Raw genomic sequence first — 17,753 nt, 5'->3', positions numbered from 1 at the left:
CTCAGCCCTGGCGCATCGCCGTCTCGGCCTGCGCGTCGAGGATCGGCTCCTCCTCGGGCAGGCGCACCGTCGCGGCGGCCTGGGCGGCCAGCCCCTCGGCGCGGCCGACGAAGCCGAGCTTCTCCGTCGTGGTCGCCTTGATCGAGACGGCGGAGAGCGGCACGCCCGCGACCTCGGCGATGCGCGCGCGGATCGCCTCGCGGTGCTGGCCGATGCGCGGCGCCTCGGCCAGCACGGTGATGTCGAGATGATCGATGCGCCCGCCGCGCGCCCGCACCAGAGAGCAGGCATGCGCCAGGAACTGGTCCGAGGCGGCGCCGCGCCAGCGCTCGTCGGAGGGCGGGAAATGCGTGCCGATATCGCCGTCGGCGATGGCGCCGAGCAGCGCGTCGGTGAGCGCGTGCAGGGCCACGTCGCCGTCCGAATGGGCGAGCACGCCGCGATCGGCCGGGATCTTCACGCCGCCGAGCCAGACATGGTCGCCCTCGGTGAAGGCGTGCACGTCGAAGCCGGTGCCGAGGCGGGTGACGTAGGTCGTCATGGCTGGGATCCTCGGATCGGAGAAGGCGCGGTCGGCCTCGATCAGGTCGCCGGGTTGCGTGATCTTGCGGTTGCGCAGGTCGCCCTCGAACACCACCACGTCGAGCCCGGCCCATTCGGCCAGCGCCCCATCGTCGGTGAAGGCGTGGAGGTCCGAGGCGGCCGCGGAGCGGTGCGCATCGAGCAGGGCGGCGAAGGCGAAGGCCTGCGGCGTCTGCACGGCGCGCAGGGCCTCCCGCGCCGGGGTCTCGCGCACGCGGCTGACCAGGGCGGTCGCCTCGGCCACGAGCTTGATCGTGTCGCTCACCGCGATGCCGGGCACCGCGGCGCGGTACTCGCGGCCGGCGGCGATGGCGCGGTCCACCAGGGCGGCGTCGACATAGGGCCGGGCGGCATCGTGCACGAGCACCGTCTCCGGCGCGCCCGCGCGCTCCAGCGCCTCGAGCCCGGCGCGCACCGATTGCTGGCGCGTCGCCCCGCCCTCCACCGGCGGCGCGAGCTTGGCGCGCACGGCCGCGTCGAGCTCGGCCACGCATTCGTCGTAGAAGGCGGCGGCGTCGGGGGCGATCACCACCTGCAGCCGGTCGAGGGCCGGATGGCCGCCGAGCGCCGCCAGCGTCCGGGTAAGCACGGCCTGCCCGCCGACCCGGCGATACTGCTTCGGCGTGCCCCCGCCGATGCGGATGCCGCGGCCGGCCGCCACGACCACCGCGGCGACGCTCGAACCGGTCGTGGACATGCTGGCTTCCTGTACCCTTCGTCAGAGCCTGCGCGCCGGATGCGCAGGGCCTCGCGCGCGCATGGCCCCTTGCGCGTGCGAGGGTACCGGCGGGATTGCCCCGGCTTTAAGCGGGGCATCCCCCGAAATCAAATCGGAAGCCGCTTGCGTCGGCGCTGCTTTTGTCTATTTGTTGTGCAGAATGAGCGATGATCATTATTTGAGCGCACTGCGCAGCCGCCGTCCCGGCGCCGCGCCGCTCGCCCTGCTCGCGCCGCTCTCCGGCGTGACCGACCTGCACATGCGCCGGATCGCCCGGCGCCTCGGCGCGAGCGCCGTGGTCTCCGAGATGGTGGCCGCGGCCGAGTTCGCCCGCGGCGCCAGCGAGGCGCGTCTGCGGGCGGAGGGCTCGGGCGTGGACGTGCACATCGTCCAGCTCGCCGGCTGCCAGCCCGAGCCGATGGCGGAGGCGGCCCGCCTCGCGGTGGGCTGCGGCGCGGAGGTCGTCGACATCAACATGGGTTGCCCGGCCAAGGTGGTCACCGGCGGCGCCTCGGGCTCGGCCCTGATGCGCGACCTCGACCATGCGAGCCGCCTGCTGGAGGCGGTGCGCAGCGCGGTCACGGTCCCGGTGACGCTCAAGATGCGCCTCGGCTGGGACCATCAGAGCCTCAATGCGGCGGACCTCGCGCGCCGCGCCGAGGGGATCGGCCTCGACGGGCTCACCGTCCACGGTCGCACCCGGCAGCAATTCTACAAGGGGCAGGCCGACTGGGCCGCGATCCGCACGGTGGTCGAGGCCGTGTCGCTCCCCGTCATCGCCAACGGCGATGTGGGCGACCTCGCGCAAGCCCAGGCGTGCCTGGCCGCCTCGGGGGCGGCCGGGGTGATGATCGGGCGCGCCGCGGTCGGGCGGCCCTGGCGGGTCGGCGCGGTGGCCGCGGGCCTGCGGGGCGAGGCGCCGCGCAGGCTCACGCGGGAGGAGCGGGGGATTGTCGCGGTGGAGCATTACGACGGGCTGATCGCCCTCTACGGCGCGGCCATGGGGGTGCGCCACGCGCGCAAGCACCTCGCGGCCTATGCGGAGGCCGGCGGCGGGCTCGATGCCGCCGCGCGCACGCGCCTCCTCACCACGACGGACCCGGCCACGGCCCGCGCGCTCCTGCGCGCCGCCTTCCGCGAGCCCGCCCGGGCCGTCCCGGAGGCGGCATGACCGAGGCGAGCCCAGGACCCGAGGATCTGCTCGGCGGCCGCGGGGCGGCCGCCCTCGGGCTGACCGGGGCGGCGGTGCTCAATGCCCTGCCGCTGCCGGTGCTGACCATCGGCCCCGACGAGCGCATCCTCCACTGCAACCACGCGGCCGAGAGCTTCTTCGACTCGTCGGCCCGCCTGATGCAGCGGCGGCAATTGCGGGACATCATCCCCTTCGCCTCGCCGATCATCGCGCTGGTGGCGGAGGTGCGCCGCCGCAGCTCCAGCGTCAGCGAGTACCGGGTGGAGCTGGTCCAGCCGCGCTCCGGCCACGAGCGCAGCGTCGACGTGTTCGCCACGGCGCTCGGCGACAACGGCGAGGCCGTGGTGCTGATGCTCCAGGAGCGCACCATCGCCGACAAGATGAACCGTCAGCTCACCCATCGCGGCGCCGCCCGCTCGATGGTGGCGCTCGGCGCCATGCTCGCCCACGAGATCAAGAACCCGCTCGCTGGCATCCGCGGCGCCGCCCAGCTCCTCGAGCAGTCCGGCGCCGAGGAGGACCGGATCCTGACCCGGCTGATCTGCGACGAATCGGACCGGATCGTGCGCATCGTCGAGCGCATGGAGCTGTTCGGCGACGAGCGCCCGGTGGAGCGCGGCGCGGTCAACGTGCACGGCGTCCTCGATCAGGTGAAGCGCTCGGCCCAATCGGGCTTCGCGCGCCACATCCGCTTCATCGAGACCTACGACCCTTCGCTGCCGCCGGTCCTCGGCAATCGCGACCAGCTCGTTCAGGTGATCCTCAACCTCGTGAAGAACGCCGCCGAGGCGATCGGCGCCGACACGGTGGACGGCGAGATCACCCTGTCCACCGCCTTCCGCACCGGCCTGCGCCTGCAGGTGCCCGGCTCGCGGGAGCGGGTGAGCCTGCCCATCGAGGTGGCGGTGCGCGACAACGGCCCGGGCATCACCGCCGAGCTGCTGCCCGACCTGTTCGACCCCTTCGTCACCACCAAGGCGCAGGGCTCCGGCCTCGGTCTTGCATTGGTGGCCAAGATCGTCGGCGACCACGGGGGCATCGTCGAGTGCGACCCGGTCCCGCGCCGCACCACCTTCCGCCTTCTCCTGCCCATGTCGAGCGCCCGGGATGGGCGCGAATCGGTCGTGGAGGCCGAGTAGAGTCATGCCGAACGGCCACATCATCGTCGCGGACGACGACGCCGCCATCCGCACGGTCCTCAACCAAGCGCTCTCGCGCGCCGGCTACGAGGTCCGCTCCACGGGCAATTGCGCGACCCTGTGGCGCTGGGTGGCGCAGGGGGAGGGCGACCTCGTCATCACCGACGTGGTGATGCCCGACGAGAACGTGTTCGACCTGCTGCCGCGCATCAAGCGCGTGCGGCCGGAGCTGCCGGTCATCGTGATGAGCGCGCAGAACACCTTCATGACGGCGATCCGCGCCTCGGAGCGCGGCGCCTACGAGTACCTGCCCAAGCCCTTCGACCTGAAGGAGCTGACCGCCATCGTCGGCCGCGCCCTCTCGCGCCCCCGCGGCGCGGCCCCGCCCGGCGCCGGGCCTGAGAACGAGGACATCCCGCTGGTGGGCCGCTCGCCGGCCATGCAGGAGATCTACCGGGCGCTCGCCCGGCTGATGCCCACCGACCTGACCGTGATGATCACGGGCGAATCCGGCACCGGCAAGGAGCTGGTGGCCCGCGCCCTGCACGATTACGGCCGCCGCCGCTCCGGGCCCTTCGTGCCGGTCAACATGGCCGCGATCCCGCGCGACCTGATCGAATCCGAGCTGTTCGGCCACGAGAAGGGCGCCTTCACCGGCGCGCTCCAGCGCTCGGCCGGCCGCTTCGAGCAGGCCGAGGGCGGCACCCTGTTCCTCGACGAGATCGGCGACATGCCGATGGAGGCGCAGACCCGGCTGCTGCGCGTGCTTCAGCAGGGCGAGTACACCACCGTCGGCGGGCGCGTGCCGATCAAGACGAACGTGCGCATCATCGCGGCCACCAACAAGGACCTGCGCATCTCGATCCAGCAGGGCATCTTCCGCGAGGACCTGTTCTTCCGCCTGAACGTGGTGCCCCTGCGCCTGCCGGCTTTGCGCGAGCGCTCGGAGGACGTGCCCGACCTCGTGCGCCACTTCTTCGTGCTGGTCGAGCGCGAGGGGCTGACCCGCAAGACCCTCGACGCCGACGCCATGGAGAAGCTGAAGCGCTACCGCTGGCCCGGCAACGTGCGCGAGCTGGAGAACCTCGTCCGGCGGCTCGCCGCGCTCTACCCGCAGGAGACGATCACCGGCCCGGTCATCGAGGCGGAGCTCGACACGCTGCCGCTCAGTGCGCCGCCCTCCGCGGCGCCCGGCGGCAACGGCGCCCGCAAGGCCGGCGAGTCCGAGAGCCTGTCGAACGCCGTCGAGCGGCACCTGTCCGACTATTTCTCGAACTACCGCGACACCCTGCCGCCGCCCGGCCTCTATCACCGCGTTCTGCGCGAGATCGAGGGCCCGCTGATCGGCGCGGCGCTGGCCGCCACCCGCGGCAACCAGATCCGCGCGGCCGAGCTGCTCGGCGTGAACCGCAACACCTTGCGCAAGAAGGTGCGCGACCTCGACCTGCAGGTGCTGCGCACCTCGCGGTGATCGGCCGCGCGCCCGGCCCGCACGGTCCTCTCCTCCCCACAGATCTCGGGCTTGTTCGAGATCTGCCCTCGCCTGTCCAGATCGGGCAGGCCCGAACTGGATGGGGAGGAGCCGGAGGTGGGGGTGGTGCAGGCTTGGGCGTCGCGGTGGCCTTCCGCACCACCCCCACTCCGACTCTTTCCCCGCAAGGCGGAGGGAGCTGCCGCTGCGGCTCGGGCCATCGATCGGATTCGGTGAAATCCCTCGGGTGCCGGGGTCCACCCCCGCATCGTGAACGGGCTCCTGCCCTGCGGGATGGCAATTTCGCCACAAAAGCGGGTAGTTTCGAGGGGAAGCGGCCCAACCCGACGCGGGACGACGCCCAGGCCCGGCCCACGGACCCGGCCCGGGCGTCCGCCCGAGCAGGATTTTCATGTTCTTCCGCAGACGCAAGACGCTGGATTCGACGCCGATCACGCGCGACGAGACCCCGTTCCCGACGCGCCTGTCCCCGCGCTCGCCCAACGAGGCGATCAAGCCGACCGCCGCCCCCCCGCCGCCCGAGCGGCCCGTGCGCGAGCGCGGCGGCCTCGTCGCCACGATCAGCGGCCTCCTGACCTTCTCCGTGGTGCTCGCCATCGGCGCGATGATCGGGCTCACCCTGTTCCAGCGGCAGATCCACGAGCCCGGCCCGCTGCCCGCCGACAAGGTCGTCGTCATCCCGACCCGCAGCGGCACCAGCGAGATCGCCGAGATCCTGCGGCGCGAGGGCGTGATCGGCCATACCGGCCTGTTCGAGTTCGCCGCCCGCTTCGGCGGCCGGCCGCCGCTGAAGGCCGGCGAGTACAATTTCAAGGCGCGGGCCAGCATCAGCGACGCCATCGACACGGTGACGACCGGCCGTCAGGTCCAGCACGCCATCACCTTCCCCGAGGGGCTCACCAGCGAGCAGATCGTGGGCCGGCTGAACGAGAACGACATCCTGACGGGCGAGATCGGCGAGATCCCGGCCGAGGGCGCGCTCCTGCCCGACACCTACAAGTTCGAGCGCGGCGCCACCCGGCAGCAGATCGTCAACCTGATGAAGGCCAAGCACCGCGAGGTGCTGAACCAGATCTGGCAGCGCCGCAGCGCCGAGGTGCCGGTGCGGACGCCTGCGGAGATGGTCACGCTCGCCTCGATCGTCGAGAAGGAGACCGGCAGAGCCGACGAAAGGCCGCGCGTCGCCGGCGTATTCGTCAACCGCCTGAACAAGCGCATGAAGCTGCAATCGGACCCGACGATCGTCTACGGCCTAGTCGGCGGCCGCGGCACCCTCGGGCGGGGTATCCTGCGCTCCGAGATCGAGCGCGCGACCCCCTACAACACTTACGTGATCGAGGGCCTGCCGCCGGGCCCGATCGCCAATCCGGGCCGCGCCGCCCTCGAGGCGGTGGCCAACCCGTCGCGCACCAAGGACCTCTACTTCGTCGCCGACGGCACCGGCGGCCACGCCTTCGCGGATTCGCTGGAAGGCCACCAGCGCAACGTCGCCAAGTGGCGCGCGGTCGAGCGCGGACGCCAGAACCCGGCGGCGCCCGATGCCGGCAACGTCGACAAGGTCGAGCCGCCGGCGGACCCGAACGCCGCGCCGGGCCGGGCCTCGGCCTATGCGCCAGGCACCAACGTCGCCTTCGACGGGCAGCCCGGGGCCCCCCGCTCGAAGGCCTTCGACGCCTCCGAGGGCACGAAGCTCGATCCGCTGAAGAACAAGACCTACGATCTCAACTCGGCCAAGTCCGTGCCGGTGCTGAAGGAACTGCCCGGACGCCCGTGACGGGCGCGCGCAGGATTGGTAAGGCTCCCGCTTCCACGGTTCGGGGCCTGACGAGACCATGATCGCGAGCATGACCGGGTTCGCCCGGGCCACCGGTACCACGGGCCCCGTGCAATGGGCCTGGGAGGTCCGCAGCGTCAACGGACGCGGGCTCGACGTGCGCCTGCGGGTGCCGAACGGCTTCGAGGCGGTGGGCGAGGTCGCCCGCACCGCCCTCCAGAAGACCCTGGCCCGCGGCCAGTGCCAGCTCTCCCTCACCCTGACGAAGCCCGAGACCGCCGTGCGGGTCCGGATCAACGAGGCGCTGCTGGCGAGCCTCGCCGCGGCGGTCGCCCGCGTGCCGGTGCCTGAGGGCGTCGCGCCCGCCACCATGGACGGGCTGCTCGGCGTTCGCGGCGTCATCGAGACGGAGGACGAGGCCGCGCCGGAGACGGATTCCCTCGCTCGCGACCTCGCCGAGGGCGTGGTGCGCCTCGTGGCCGACCTCGTCGAGGCTCGCCGCGCCGAGGGGCGGGAACTCGCCGCCATCGTCGGCGGGCAGGTCGAGCGCATCGCGGCCCTGACCGAGGCCGCGGAAGCAAACCCGGCGCGCAAGCCGGAAGCCGTGCGCGCGCGCCTCGCCGCGACAGTGGCGAGCCTGGTGGAGGGCGGCAGCCTCGACGCCGACCGGTTGCATCAGGAGGCGGTGCTGCTCGCCGCCAAGGCCGACGTGCGCGAGGAGCTCGACCGCCTGCGCGCCCATATCGGCGCGGTGCGCGAGCTGATGGCGCAGGGCGGTGCGATCGGGCGGCGCCTCGATTTCCTCGCCCAGGAGCTCGGGCGCGAGGCGAACACCCTCTGCGCCAAGGCCAACGATGTGAGCCTCTCGCGGATCGGACTCGACTTGAAGGCCGTGGTGGAGCAATTCCGCGAGCAGGTTCAGAACGTCGAGTGAGCGCGATGCGGCAACAGGGGTGGCGATGACGGAGCCGGCACGGCACAAGCCCGACGTGATCGCCCGGCGCGGCCTGATCCTGATCCTGTCCTCGCCCTCGGGCGCGGGCAAGACGACACTGACCCGGGCCATCGCCCAGGACGGCGGCTGGGGCCTCGACCTCTCGATCTCGGTCACCACGCGGGCACGCCGCCCCTCCGAGATCGAGGGCCGGCACTACCACTTCATCGATCGCGAGGCCTTCGACGACCTGCGCGCCCGCGACGACCTGCTCGAATGGGCGGAGGTGCACGGCAATTTCTACGGCACGCCGCGCCGCCCGGTGGAGCGGGTGCTGGCGAGCGGCCGGGACATGATCTTCGACATCGACTACCAGGGCACGCGCCAGGTCCGGAGCAAGCTCACGGACGACGTGGTTACCGTGTTCATCCTGCCGCCGAGCCTCGCCGAGCTGCGCCAGCGCCTGGAGCGCCGGGCCGAGGACGCGCCGGCCACCATCGAGAAGCGGCTGCTCAACGCCCGCAACGAGATCCAGCGCTGGAGCGAGTACGACTACGTCATCGTCAATGACGACCTGCAGAACGCCTTCACGGCGCTGCAGAGCATCCTCACCGCCGAGCGCCTGAAGCGCACCCGCCGCACCGGTCTCGCAGGCTTCGTCGAGGGGCTGCTGTCGGAGGGCGAGGAGGCCTGAGCGGGGCGCGTCGGGTCAGGCCGCGCGCGCCGCTGCCTCCGCGCAGAGCCAGTCCCGCATCGCCGCGAAGGTCGCGACGGCGGCCTCGGTGAGCGCCGCCTCGCCAACCGGATCGCCCTCGAACAGGGCCAGCCGCGCGCGGAAGGCCGCCCACATCGCCCCCGTCGCCGGGCCGTGCGCCCGGTAATAGGCGAGGCCGTCCCCGGTCAGACCGTGCAGCGCGCCGATATGGCGGCCGATGACTTGGCCTCCGAGGGTCGAGCCCTCCAGCACGTAGAGCGCACCGGTCGCCGCGGCGGGGTTTGGGAGGTGGATGGGCTCGGCGTGGGGCAGGGCGGCGAGTTCGCCTTCCGGGAGACCGAGATGGCGCAGATCCGCCTTAAGGCGGGGGAGCCTCCGCCTCGAAGCCAGGAAGGCCTCGTCTGCAAGCGCCTGCGCGATCGCCGGCTCGTAGGCGGCGTGGAAGCCGTGAAGGCGCGCGAGCAGGGCGCGGTAGCCGGCAAGCGTCGCGACGCGCGCCCGCCAGTCGAGATCGCGCTCCAGACCCTCGTGCTGCGGCGCGGTGGCCGCGCGCAGCCGGGCATGCAGGCCGTCCCTCATGTGGTGGTGACGGTGAAGCAGGCGCCGGGCGTGTTGGCGACCTCCAGGCGGGCGTTGATCTGGTCGAGCATCGCCCGGATCAGCTTCATGCCGAGGCCGGTGCCGCGCGGCCGGTTCTCCCAGCCGTCCGGCAGCCCGCCGCCATCGTCGCAGACGCGGAGCTGGACGCCCGGTCCCGCCGCCGAGACCGTGACCTCGACCCGGCCCTCGCCCGGACGGTTTGTCCCGTACTTGAAGGCGTTGGTGACGAGCTCGGTCGCGATCAGCGAGAGCGCCACCGCCTTGCGGTAGGGCACCATCAGCCCGCTCTCGGCGGTGAGGTCGACGGCGTGGCCGTCGCCCGCAATCCCCGCGAGATCCTTGCACAGGCTCTCGATGGTCTGGCCGAGATCGACCTCCTCGATGCGCTCGGCCTGGTAGAGGCTGTCATGCACGCGCGCGACGCTCATCACCCGCGCCGAGGTGTCGGAGAAGGCCTGCCGCGCATCGGCATCGGCGATCTGGCGGCGCTGCATCTGGAGGAAGGACGAGACGATCTGGAGCGAGTTCTTGACCCGGTGATCGATCTCCCGGGTCAGGATGTCCTTCTGGATCAGCAGCTTCTCCTTCTCGGCGAGAAGCCCGGTCAGCTCGTCGATCTTGCGGCGCTGGCGCAGCACCACGCCCTCCACCGCCTCGGCGAGGGATTCCGCCAGCGAGACCTGCCACGGCGCCCAGGGCGCGGCGAAGCCCGTGCGCTCCTCGACCCAGCGCTCGAAGGAGCGGCGCGGCAGCACCGCCACCGGCCCGCTGCCGGCGAGCACGGGCTTGCGGGGGTCGCCGCCCCAGGTCACCGTGCTCGGCACCTCGGGGCGGAACCAGAGCAGCAGGTTCTCCCGCGCCTCGCCGACGGCGACCGCGAGGATGCCGCTCGCGATCTCGCGATAGGCGGCGGCCGCCGGGAAATCGGCGGTGAAGGCGCTGCTCGCGAAGCTGGAGCCGTTCCCGATTGCGCTGCGATCGGAAGCGGCTCCGGGTCTCTGTCGTGACGCGCGCTCTTGCGCCGAACCGGCATCCACTTCCGCGGAGAGCGCTCCGGCCTCGTTGCCCGGACGCTCGCGCAGCCACGCGGCGATGGCGCGGACCGCGGCCTCCGGCGGCGCCCTGCCGATCAGCGTGACGCGCTCGCCCGTGACGATGCCGGCGCCGGTGGCGCCGAACAGGTCGAGGATCGTGACGGGCCCGGCCGTGAGGGCCGAGACGAAGTCGTCGGCCCGGGTCAGCTCGCGCACGAGCCGCCCCTCGGTGTCGAGATGCGCCTGGCGCTCGGCCCAGAGGCTGCGCGCCTCGATCTCCTGCACCCGCATGGCGAAGGCGTCGGTGAGCACGGTGGCCGCCGCGCGGGTCTCCGGCGCCACGTAATGCGGGCGCCGGTGATGGCCGATCATCAGGCCCCAGAGGCGATTCTCGACCATGATCGAGACCGACATCGAGCCGTTCACGCCGAGGTTGCGCTGGTACTCCAGGTGGATCGGCGAGAGCGTCCGGTGCTGGGCGAAGGTCAGGTCGACGGGGGCGTTGCCGGCCTCGGCGCTCGCCACCAGCGGCACCGGCACCGAGTCGCGGTCGATCACGAAGCGGCTCTTCGCCTTGGTGTAGAGCGCGCGCGCCTGGGCCGGGATGTCGGAAGCCGGGAAGCGCAGGCCGAACAGGCTGCGGCCCCAATCGGAATCCTTGTCCTCGGCGATGGCCTCGCCGTTCCACTCGGCGTCGAAGCGGTAGACCAGCACGGATTCGAAGCCGGTGAGCGCACGGATCTCCAGGGCGGCGATGCGCGCGGCGCCGGCGAGGGTCTCGGCGGCGCGCAGGCGCGCCACGGCGAGCTCGGTATCGGTCTGCCGGGCCTCGGCGAAGTCGTCCGGGTTGTCCGGCGCGCGCTCCAGCTCGACGATGACGCGGCCGGCATGGGCATGCGCCACCGCGTGATAGGGCGTGCCGCCGTCGAGGCGCAGGGTCCGCCGCACGGTGCGGCCGTCGCTCAGGGTGCCGCTGGCCAGCCGGGCGCGGATCAGGTCCACGAAGGGCAGGGGCAGCACGGCTGCGAGCGGGCGCCCGGCGGGGAGCGGCTCGCCCGCGGGCAGGATCTCGCCGGCATTGGTGCTGTGCGCGACGACGGTCAGGCTGCCCACGTCGGCGGCGAGCATCACGGCGTTCGGCTGGATCGAGCCGGGGATGTGGATCGGCTCGCGCTCGCACAGGCCCGGATCGACCGGCTCCGCGCGGAAGCGGCTGTCGATGGCCGCCATCACCGCCTCGCGCGGAGCGCCGACGCCGAGGCTCTCCAGGGGCTGGATGGTCAGCCAGCCATGGGCCTGGCCGCTCTGCAGGCGCACCCGCGCGCGCAGGGGCTGCGGCATGCGGCCGAACACGAACTCGAAGTTCTCGTCGAAGGCGCCGCGGCGGTGGCCGGACAGGAAGCGGCCGAAGAAGCCCGGCGTGTTGGTGCCGGGCGCGACCTCGCGGAAGTAGTTGCGTCCGAGAACCGCCTCGCGCGACAGGCCGGAGAGGGCGCTCGCGGCATCGTTGAAGACGAGGATGCGTCCCACCGGGTCGAGCCCGATCACCCCCAGGTCGAGCCGATCGAGCTCGTCCGAGGACAGGGTATCGAGATCGGGATCGACGGCGCCGGGGGTTGCGACCTGCGGCATCAACAGGGTGACCAACTCATCGTACAGTCGGTATGCAGGCCCCTCGGGAGAAGCGCAATCCTGGGCTTTCCGCGATCGACTGCGCTGTTGTCACAGTTCGGAACCAGCACAGATCGAGTCGGACAGGTCGGATCGCTCAAACCAAGTTCAGTCCGCGGCTGCGCTGTCCGCGATCTCGGAGAGGGCGCCGCTCAGGCCCTCCTCCACGGTGGGATGATAGACGGGCCGGTCGAGCATGGCCGCCGCTGTGAGGCCCCGGCCGATCGCATCGGCGAGGATGTGGCCGAGATGCTCGGCGGCGGGCGCGATCATCTCCGCCCCGAGGAGCCGCCCCGTCCGGTCCGCCCAGAGCCGCAGGGCCCCGCGGTTGTGCCCCTCGATGCGGGCGCGGCCCTGGTCGCAGAAATCGGCTCCCCCCTCGATCCGGTCGGTCGCGTCGGGGTCGTAGGACGCGCCGACGCTCGCCGTCTGCGGATGGGTGAAGACCATGGCGAGGTTCGTCCAGGGCTCCGGCGCCTCCGGCGCCGCGCCGCGGGCGATCGCGGCGGCGTTGGCGCCCGCGATCCCGCCCTGCCGGCTCGCCTCGTGCAGGACCGGCCGCAGCGCGGCGGCGTCGCCCGCGATCAGCACCGGCGCGCCCGCGCAGAGCAGTCTGCGAGCGTCGAAATCCGGCATGCCCTTGTCGCCGAGATGCAGGCCGCCCCGTTCGAGGTCGAGGCCCGCCAGGTTCGGCGGCCGGCCGGTGGCGGCGAGAACCCGCTCGAACGCCGCCTCGCCCCGGCTTCCGTCGGGGCCCGTCCAGGCGAGGCGCAGACCCGCGCCGTCGGCCTCGGCGGAGGCGATCTCGCTCTCCATGTGGAGATCCAGCTCGGCGGCGAAGATCTCGCGCGCCGCACGGACGAGATCGGGATGGCTGAGGCCGGCGAGCGTCGCGCCGGTGTCGAACAGGGTGACGGCGACGCCGAGGCGGGCCATGGCCTGGGCCAGCTCGATGCCGACGGGTCCGCCGCCGAGCACGGCGAGGGAGCGGGGCAGGTCGGGGACCTCGAACAGCGTATCCGTGGTGAGCACCCGCTCGGCGAGCCCCTGAAGGGGTTTGGGCACATTCGGGCTCGATCCGGTGGCGATCACCGCGGCGCGGAAGCGGACCAGGGTGTGATCGTCCACCGCGAGGGTGTGGTGGTCGCGGAAGCGGGCCTGACCGGAGATGCGGCGATCCGGCTCGATCCCGTCGAGGGATTCGAACACGCCGCCGACGAAGCGGTCGCGCTCGGCGCGCAGCCGCGCCATCACTGCCTTGCCATCGACCGTGACGGAGCCGACCCGCACGCCGAACAGCCCGGCCCCGCGGGCCTCGTGCGCGGCGGCGCCCGCGGCGATCAGCAGCTTCGAGGGCATGCAGCCGACACGGGCGCAGGTGGTGCCGCCGGGCCCGCGCTCGATCAGCACCGCCTCGGCGCCGGCCTTCGCGGCCGCGCGGTAGGCGGCGATGCCGGCGGTACCCGCCCCGATCACCGCCACGTCGCAGGTCAGTTCACGCATCCCGCCTTCGCAAGCCCTTCGCTGCCGGCGATGCGGAAGGCATCGCCGGCTCGCGCTGGCAACAGTGCGGATGCGCGAACGTTCCCCGTTGCAGGAGCCGGTTGGCGCGACGTCCCCGGGACGCTCAGGATGGTTCCGAAACGCCTTCCGCTCGATCGGAGCGAGCGGCCACGGATCCCCTCTCCCTGCGCGCGGGGAGAGGGGGGTGCTTCGCGAGGGACGATCTGTAGGATCCCCGCCAGCCCTCAGCGAGGAGAGGCTTGCGGACGGTTCGTCCCCGCGAGCCCGAGTCAGCTCGGGCGGTTGGCCGCGCCGCCCAGGTGGAACACGCGGTGCGGAACCAGCTCGCCGCGCTCCACGTCGCCGACGGCCACGAGGATGCCGCCGCAGGTCGCGAAGATCTTGCCGCCCACCGGCGCGTCGCGCCCGCGCAGGATCACCGACTGGCCGCGCATCAGGCGCAGGGCCATGTCGCGCGAGACCGCGGTCGAGGGCACGCCGTCGAGGGCGGTCTCGACGGGGTGGAGGCGGGTGAGGTTGGCCTCGGGGTTCTCGGCGTCGAGCGTGTCGACCGCGCAGGAATCGGCCTCGGTGAAGGGGCCGACGCGGGTGCGGCGCAGGGCCGAGACGTGGCCGTAGCAGCCGAGCATCCGGCCGAGGTCGCGGGCGAGCGCCCGGACATAGGTGCCCTTGCCGCACTCGGCCTCGATCACCGTGTGGTCGGCATCGTGCTCGACCACCGCGAGACGGTCGATCTGCACGGGGCGCGCGGCCAGTTCCACCACCTCGCCGTCGCGGGCGAGGTCGTAGGCGCGCTCGCCCTGGATCTTGATGGCGGAGTAGCGCGGCGGCACCTGCTCGATGGCGCCGAGGAAGTTCGGCAGCGCCGCCTCGACGGCCTCGCGGGCCGGGCGCGCGTCGCTGGTGGCGACGGGGCGGCCCTCGCCGTCGTCGGTATCGGTCTCGGTGCCCCAGGCCACGGTGAAGCGGTAGGCCTTGCGGCCGTCCATCACGAAGGGCACCGTCTTGGTCGCCTCGCCCAGCGCGATCGGCAGGATGCCGGAGGCCAGCGGGTCGAGGGTGCCGGCATGCCCGGCCTTCTTGGCGTTGAACAGGCGCTTCACCACCGCGACCGCATGGGTCGAGGTCATGCCGACGCCCTTGTCGAGGATGACCCAGCCGGACACGTCGCGCTTGCGCGGCCGGTCGGTCCGCGGCGCGCCGCGCTGCGGGCGGCGCTCGGGTCCGGGCCGGCGCTCACGGGGGAAGGGCATCTCGGCGGCGGCCGGGCGTTCCGGGGGCGGCAGGTCGTTGATCAAAACGGTCACTGTCCTCTCAAGCGGGGGGACGACCACCTCGCGCCCCGACCCACGGTCCAAAAACTGAATCGACGCCGTCCCGGCTGTCCGGGATTCGAAAGGGGTCCCCCCTTTCGCGGGTCCAGGGCAGAGCCCTGGGATCATCATGTCAGGGCTTCGCCCCGACACCCCACCGAAGGGACTTGTCCCTTCGGGAACCCCGAACTCTCAGGCGTCGGGCTCGTCGTCCGTCGGGGCGACGAGATCGCGCTTCACCCGCTCGTCGCGCAGCAGGCGGTCGATGCGGGCCGCCTCGTCGAAGGTCTCGTCGCGGCGGAAGCGCAGCTCCGGCGCGTATTTCAGGTTCACGCGGCGCGCCACCTCCTGCCGCAGCACCTTGCGGTTGCGGTCGAGGGCGGCGAGCACCGGCGCCTCGTCCTGGCCGCCGAGCGGCATGACGTAGGCAGTGGCGAGTTTCAGGTCCGGCGACATCCGTACCTCCGGCACGGTGATGACGTGCGAGGACAGGGTCGGATCCTGCACGTCGCCGCGCTGGAGCACTTCGGCGAGCGCATGACGCACGAGTTCGGCCACGCGCTGCTGGCGCTGCGAGGGACCGGCGGATTGGGGTTTCTGAGCCATGTCTCAACAGATGTCCGGCCCCGGCGCGGGATCGGCCGCGGGCGGGGGTTCGAAAGGAAACGGCGGCCGCAGCGGAAGGCTGCAGCCGCCGTGCCAGGCCGTCGACGGCCGTATCAGAGCGTGCGGCGGATCTCCTCGACCCGGTAGCACTCGATGGTGTCGCCAGCGCGCATGTTCTCGAAGTTCTCGAAGGCCATGCCGCATTCCTGGCCGGAGGTGACCTCCTTGGCGTCGTCCTTGAAGCGCTTGAGCGTCTTCAGCTTGCCCTCGTGGATCACCACGCTGTCGCGGATCAGGCGGACATGGGCGCCGCGCTCGACAGTGCCGTCCATGACGCGGCAACCCGCGACCTTGCCGACCTTCGAGACCTCGAACACCTCTTGGATGACCGCCTCGCCCAGCCGCTCCTCGCGGAGCGTCGGCGGCAGCATCCCCGACAGCGTGGCTTTGATGTCGTCCACGAGGTCGTAGATGATGTTGTAGTAGCGGATGTCGACGCCGTTGCGCTCGGCCGACTCGCGCGCTTCCTTGTGGGCGCGCACGTTGAAGCCGATGACGAAGGCCTTCGAGGCCTGCGCCAGGGTGATGTCGGACTCGGTGATGCCGCCGACGCCCGCGAGCAGGATGCGCGCGCCGACCTCGTCGTTGCCGAGCTTCTCCAGCGCGCCGGAGATCGCCTCGACCGAGCCCTGCACGTCGCCCTTGATGACGACCGGCAGCTCCTTGCGGCCGGCGCCTTCCTTCATCTCGCGCATCATGTCGACGAGCGAGCGGTTGGCGCCGCCGCTGCGGGCGGCCGCGCGCTCGCGCTTCAGGCGGGCGCGGTACTCGGTGACCTCGCGGGCGCGGGCCTCGCTCGGCACCACGATGACGCGGTCGCCGGCATCGGGCGTGCCGTTGAAGCCGAGCACCTCCACCGGCACCGACGGGCCGGCATACTGGACGTGCTCGCCCTGGTCGTCGATCAGCGCGCGGACCTTGCCCCACTCGGCGCCGGCCACGACGATGTCGCCGGTGAAGAGCGTGCCGCGCTGCACGAGCACGGTGGCCACCGGACCGCGGCCGCGGTCGAGCTGGGCCTCGATCACCGTGCCCTCGCCGTCGCGCTTCTCGTTGGCGCGCAGGTTCATGATCTCGGCCTGGATCTGGATGCCCTCCAGCAATTCGGGCAGGCCCTGACCGGTCTTGGCGGAGACCTCGAACTCCAGCGTCTCGCCGCCCATCGACTCGACCTGGATGTCGTGCTGCAGCAGCTCCGTGCGGACCCGCTCCGGCTTCGCATCCGCCTTGTCGATCTTGTTGACGGCGATGATCATCGGGACGTTCGCCGCCTTGGCGTGCTGAATCGCCTCGATCGTCTGGGGCATGACGCCGTCATCGGCCGCCACCACGATCACGACGATGTCCGTCACCTTGGCGCCGCGGGCGCGCATGGAGGTGAAGGCCGCGTGGCCGGGGGTGTCGATGAAGGTGACGAGGTCGCCGGACGGCGCCGCCACCTGGTAGGCGCCGATATGCTGGGTGATGCCGCCGGCCTCGCCTTCGACCACGTTCGCCTTGCGGATGGCGTCGAGCAGCGAGGTCTTGCCGTGGTCGACATGGCCCATGATCGTGACGACCGGCGGACGGGGATCGAGATCCTCCTCCAGATCCGGCTCGTCCGAGGTCAGGCCCTCCTCGACGTCCGACTCGGCGACGCGGCGCACCGTATGGCCGAGCTCCTCGGCGATGAGCTGGGCGGTGTCCGAATCGATCACGTCGGTGATCTTATGGATCTGGCCCTGCTTCATCAGCAGACGGATGACGTCCACGGCCCGCTCCGACATGCGGTTGGCGAGTTCCTGGATGGTGATCGTCTCGGGGATAACCACGTCGCGGGACAGCTTCTCTTTCTGCTCAACGTGCCGGTGGCCGCTCATGCGCTGCTGCCGGCGGCGGAACGAGGCGACCGAGCGCGTGCGCTCGTCCTCGCCCGAGGTGGCGTTGGCGATGGTGAGGCGGCCGCGGTTGCTGCGGTCGGCGCCGGGGGATTTCGGCGTCTTGGGCGCGGCGATGATCTTGAGCGGCTGACCGGGGCGCCGGATCACGCGCTTGGTCTCGCTCTCGTCCTCCATCGCGGCGGCGCGGCCGGGGGCCGGACGGGCGGCGGTGGCCGAGGCGGGACGCGCGGCGGTGGTCGGCGTTGCGGGCTTCTCCGGCTCCGGCGCGGGCGCCGGGCGGGCCATGAAGTTCAGGTCGCGCGGCTTGCGCACGTCCGCCGTGAGGGTGCGGCGCGGCTCGGTGGAGGCCAGGCGCGGGGTCAGCGGCGGGCGGGCGGCGGGCGCGGCCCCGGCGGGGCGCGCGGCGGCCGGGCGGGGCCGGGGGGGAGCCGCGCCGGCACGGGCTCTTATAAACATTCCCCAACCCCGAGGCCTCTGGGCATCTCACAATCCGTCTTCTTCTTTGACAAAAAAACACAA

13 protein-coding genes are annotated in these 17,753 nt (G+C 72.2%); 6 read left to right on the top strand and 7 right to left on the bottom strand.

What is annotated here, in order from left to right; translation table 11 throughout:
* Window position 1 precedes the first annotated feature (1 nt).
* Window positions 2–1,279: a bifunctional 2-C-methyl-D-erythritol 4-phosphate cytidylyltransferase/2-C-methyl-D-erythritol 2,4-cyclodiphosphate synthase gene (locus tag MTDSW087_RS16250; RefSeq protein ID WP_144765691.1), complete on the bottom strand. Its 1,278-nt coding sequence runs from the start codon at window positions 1,277–1,279 to the stop codon at window positions 2–4.
* A gap of 181 nt (window positions 1,280–1,460) precedes the next feature.
* Here MTDSW087_RS16250 and MTDSW087_RS16245 point away from each other — a divergent pair, with 181 nt between their 5' ends.
* The 6 genes from MTDSW087_RS16245 to gmk all read left to right on the top strand — a co-directional run bounded on the left by MTDSW087_RS16245 (window position 1,461) and on the right by gmk (window position 8,525).
* Window positions 1,461–2,471 (top strand): tRNA dihydrouridine synthase, encoded by a 1,011-nt coding sequence (locus MTDSW087_RS16245; protein ID WP_144765689.1) that lies wholly within the window; start codon window positions 1,461–1,463, stop codon window positions 2,469–2,471.
* On the top strand, window positions 2,468–3,631 hold the full coding sequence (locus MTDSW087_RS16240) for a two-component system sensor histidine kinase NtrB (RefSeq protein WP_238179129.1): 1,164 nt from the start codon (window positions 2,468–2,470) through the stop codon (window positions 3,629–3,631). The genes MTDSW087_RS16245 and MTDSW087_RS16240 overlap by 4 nt, the downstream gene beginning before the upstream one ends.
* Before the next feature lie 4 nt (window positions 3,632–3,635).
* Entirely contained in the window at window positions 3,636–5,102 is a 1,467-nt protein-coding gene (gene ntrC / locus MTDSW087_RS16235) for a nitrogen regulation protein NR(I) (protein WP_144765687.1), read from the top strand.
* A 412-nt stretch (window positions 5,103–5,514) separates the two neighbouring features.
* Window positions 5,515–6,897, top strand: a complete 1,383-nt coding sequence (mltG, locus tag MTDSW087_RS16230) for an endolytic transglycosylase MltG (protein ID WP_144765685.1) — start codon at window positions 5,515–5,517, stop codon at window positions 6,895–6,897.
* 58 nt (window positions 6,898–6,955) lie between these two features.
* Window positions 6,956–7,831: a YicC/YloC family endoribonuclease gene (locus MTDSW087_RS16225; protein WP_144765683.1), complete on the top strand. Its 876-nt coding sequence runs from the start codon at window positions 6,956–6,958 to the stop codon at window positions 7,829–7,831.
* Between the two features lie 25 nt (window positions 7,832–7,856).
* On the top strand, window positions 7,857–8,525 hold the full coding sequence (gmk, locus tag MTDSW087_RS16220) for a guanylate kinase (RefSeq protein ID WP_144765681.1): 669 nt from the start codon (window positions 7,857–7,859) through the stop codon (window positions 8,523–8,525).
* 15 nt (window positions 8,526–8,540) lie between these two features.
* Here the strand turns inward: gmk and MTDSW087_RS16215 are convergent, their stop codons facing one another.
* From MTDSW087_RS16215 to infB, 6 genes are all read right to left on the bottom strand, one after another.
* Window positions 8,541–9,125 (bottom strand): biliverdin-producing heme oxygenase, encoded by a 585-nt coding sequence (locus MTDSW087_RS16215; protein WP_144765679.1) that lies wholly within the window; start codon window positions 9,123–9,125, stop codon window positions 8,541–8,543.
* Window positions 9,122–11,812, bottom strand: coding sequence for a histidine kinase dimerization/phosphoacceptor domain -containing protein (locus MTDSW087_RS16210; RefSeq protein ID WP_144765677.1), 2,691 nt, complete (start codon window positions 11,810–11,812; stop codon window positions 9,122–9,124). Before MTDSW087_RS16210 ends, MTDSW087_RS16215 begins: the two co-directional genes overlap by 4 nt.
* 147 nt (window positions 11,813–11,959) lie before the next feature.
* Complete coding sequence (locus MTDSW087_RS16205; RefSeq protein ID WP_144765675.1) at window positions 11,960–13,354, bottom strand: dihydrolipoyl dehydrogenase; 1,395 nt, start codon at window positions 13,352–13,354, stop codon at window positions 11,960–11,962.
* A 290-nt stretch (window positions 13,355–13,644) separates the two neighbouring features.
* The gene (truB, locus tag MTDSW087_RS16200) at window positions 13,645–14,628 is read right to left on the bottom strand and encodes a tRNA pseudouridine(55) synthase TruB (RefSeq protein ID WP_144765820.1); all 984 of its coding nucleotides are present in this window, start codon (window positions 14,626–14,628) and stop codon (window positions 13,645–13,647) included.
* Between the two features lie 252 nt (window positions 14,629–14,880).
* Window positions 14,881–15,294, bottom strand: a complete 414-nt coding sequence (gene rbfA, locus MTDSW087_RS16195; protein ID WP_144765673.1) for a 30S ribosome-binding factor RbfA — start codon at window positions 15,292–15,294, stop codon at window positions 14,881–14,883.
* A 113-nt stretch (window positions 15,295–15,407) separates the two neighbouring features.
* A complete protein-coding gene (gene infB / locus MTDSW087_RS16190) occupies window positions 15,408–17,684 on the bottom strand; it encodes a translation initiation factor IF-2 (protein ID WP_425324725.1) in 2,277 nt (758 codons plus the stop codon).
* Window positions 17,685–17,753 lie beyond the last annotated feature (69 nt).

The organism is Methylobacterium dankookense (genome assembly GCF_902141855.1).
Lineage (GTDB): Bacteria > Pseudomonadota > Alphaproteobacteria > Rhizobiales > Beijerinckiaceae > Methylobacterium > Methylobacterium dankookense.
This window is presented reverse-complemented; position numbering and strand designations above follow the sequence as displayed.

Excerpts from the sequence above, each read along its gene's own strand:
- MTDSW087_RS16205 (WP_144765675.1), bottom strand. The coding sequence starts at position 13,354 with ATGCGTGAACTGACCTGCGACGTGGCGGTGATCGGGGCGGGTACCGCC.
- rbfA (WP_144765673.1), bottom strand. The coding sequence starts at position 15,294 with ATGGCTCAGAAACCCCAATCCGCCGGTCCCTCGCAGCGCCAGCAGCGC.
- mltG (WP_144765685.1), top strand. The coding sequence starts at position 5,515 with ATGTTCTTCCGCAGACGCAAGACGCTGGATTCGACGCCGATCACGCGC.
- ntrC (WP_144765687.1), top strand. The coding sequence starts at position 3,636 with ATGCCGAACGGCCACATCATCGTCGCGGACGACGACGCCGCCATCCGC.
- MTDSW087_RS16250 (WP_144765691.1), bottom strand. The coding sequence starts at position 1,279 with ATGTCCACGACCGGTTCGAGCGTCGCCGCGGTGGTCGTGGCGGCCGGC.
- MTDSW087_RS16210 (WP_144765677.1), bottom strand. The coding sequence starts at position 11,812 with ATGCCGCAGGTCGCAACCCCCGGCGCCGTCGATCCCGATCTCGATACC.
- MTDSW087_RS16240 (WP_238179129.1), top strand. The coding sequence starts at position 2,468 with ATGACCGAGGCGAGCCCAGGACCCGAGGATCTGCTCGGCGGCCGCGGG.
- MTDSW087_RS16225 (WP_144765683.1), top strand. The coding sequence starts at position 6,956 with ATGATCGCGAGCATGACCGGGTTCGCCCGGGCCACCGGTACCACGGGC.
- MTDSW087_RS16245 (WP_144765689.1), top strand. The coding sequence starts at position 1,461 with ATGAGCGATGATCATTATTTGAGCGCACTGCGCAGCCGCCGTCCCGGC.
- gmk (WP_144765681.1), top strand. The coding sequence starts at position 7,857 with ATGACGGAGCCGGCACGGCACAAGCCCGACGTGATCGCCCGGCGCGGC.
- truB (WP_144765820.1), bottom strand. The coding sequence starts at position 14,628 with ATGCCCTTCCCCCGTGAGCGCCGGCCCGGACCCGAGCGCCGCCCGCAG.
- MTDSW087_RS16215 (WP_144765679.1), bottom strand. The coding sequence starts at position 9,125 with ATGAGGGACGGCCTGCATGCCCGGCTGCGCGCGGCCACCGCGCCGCAG.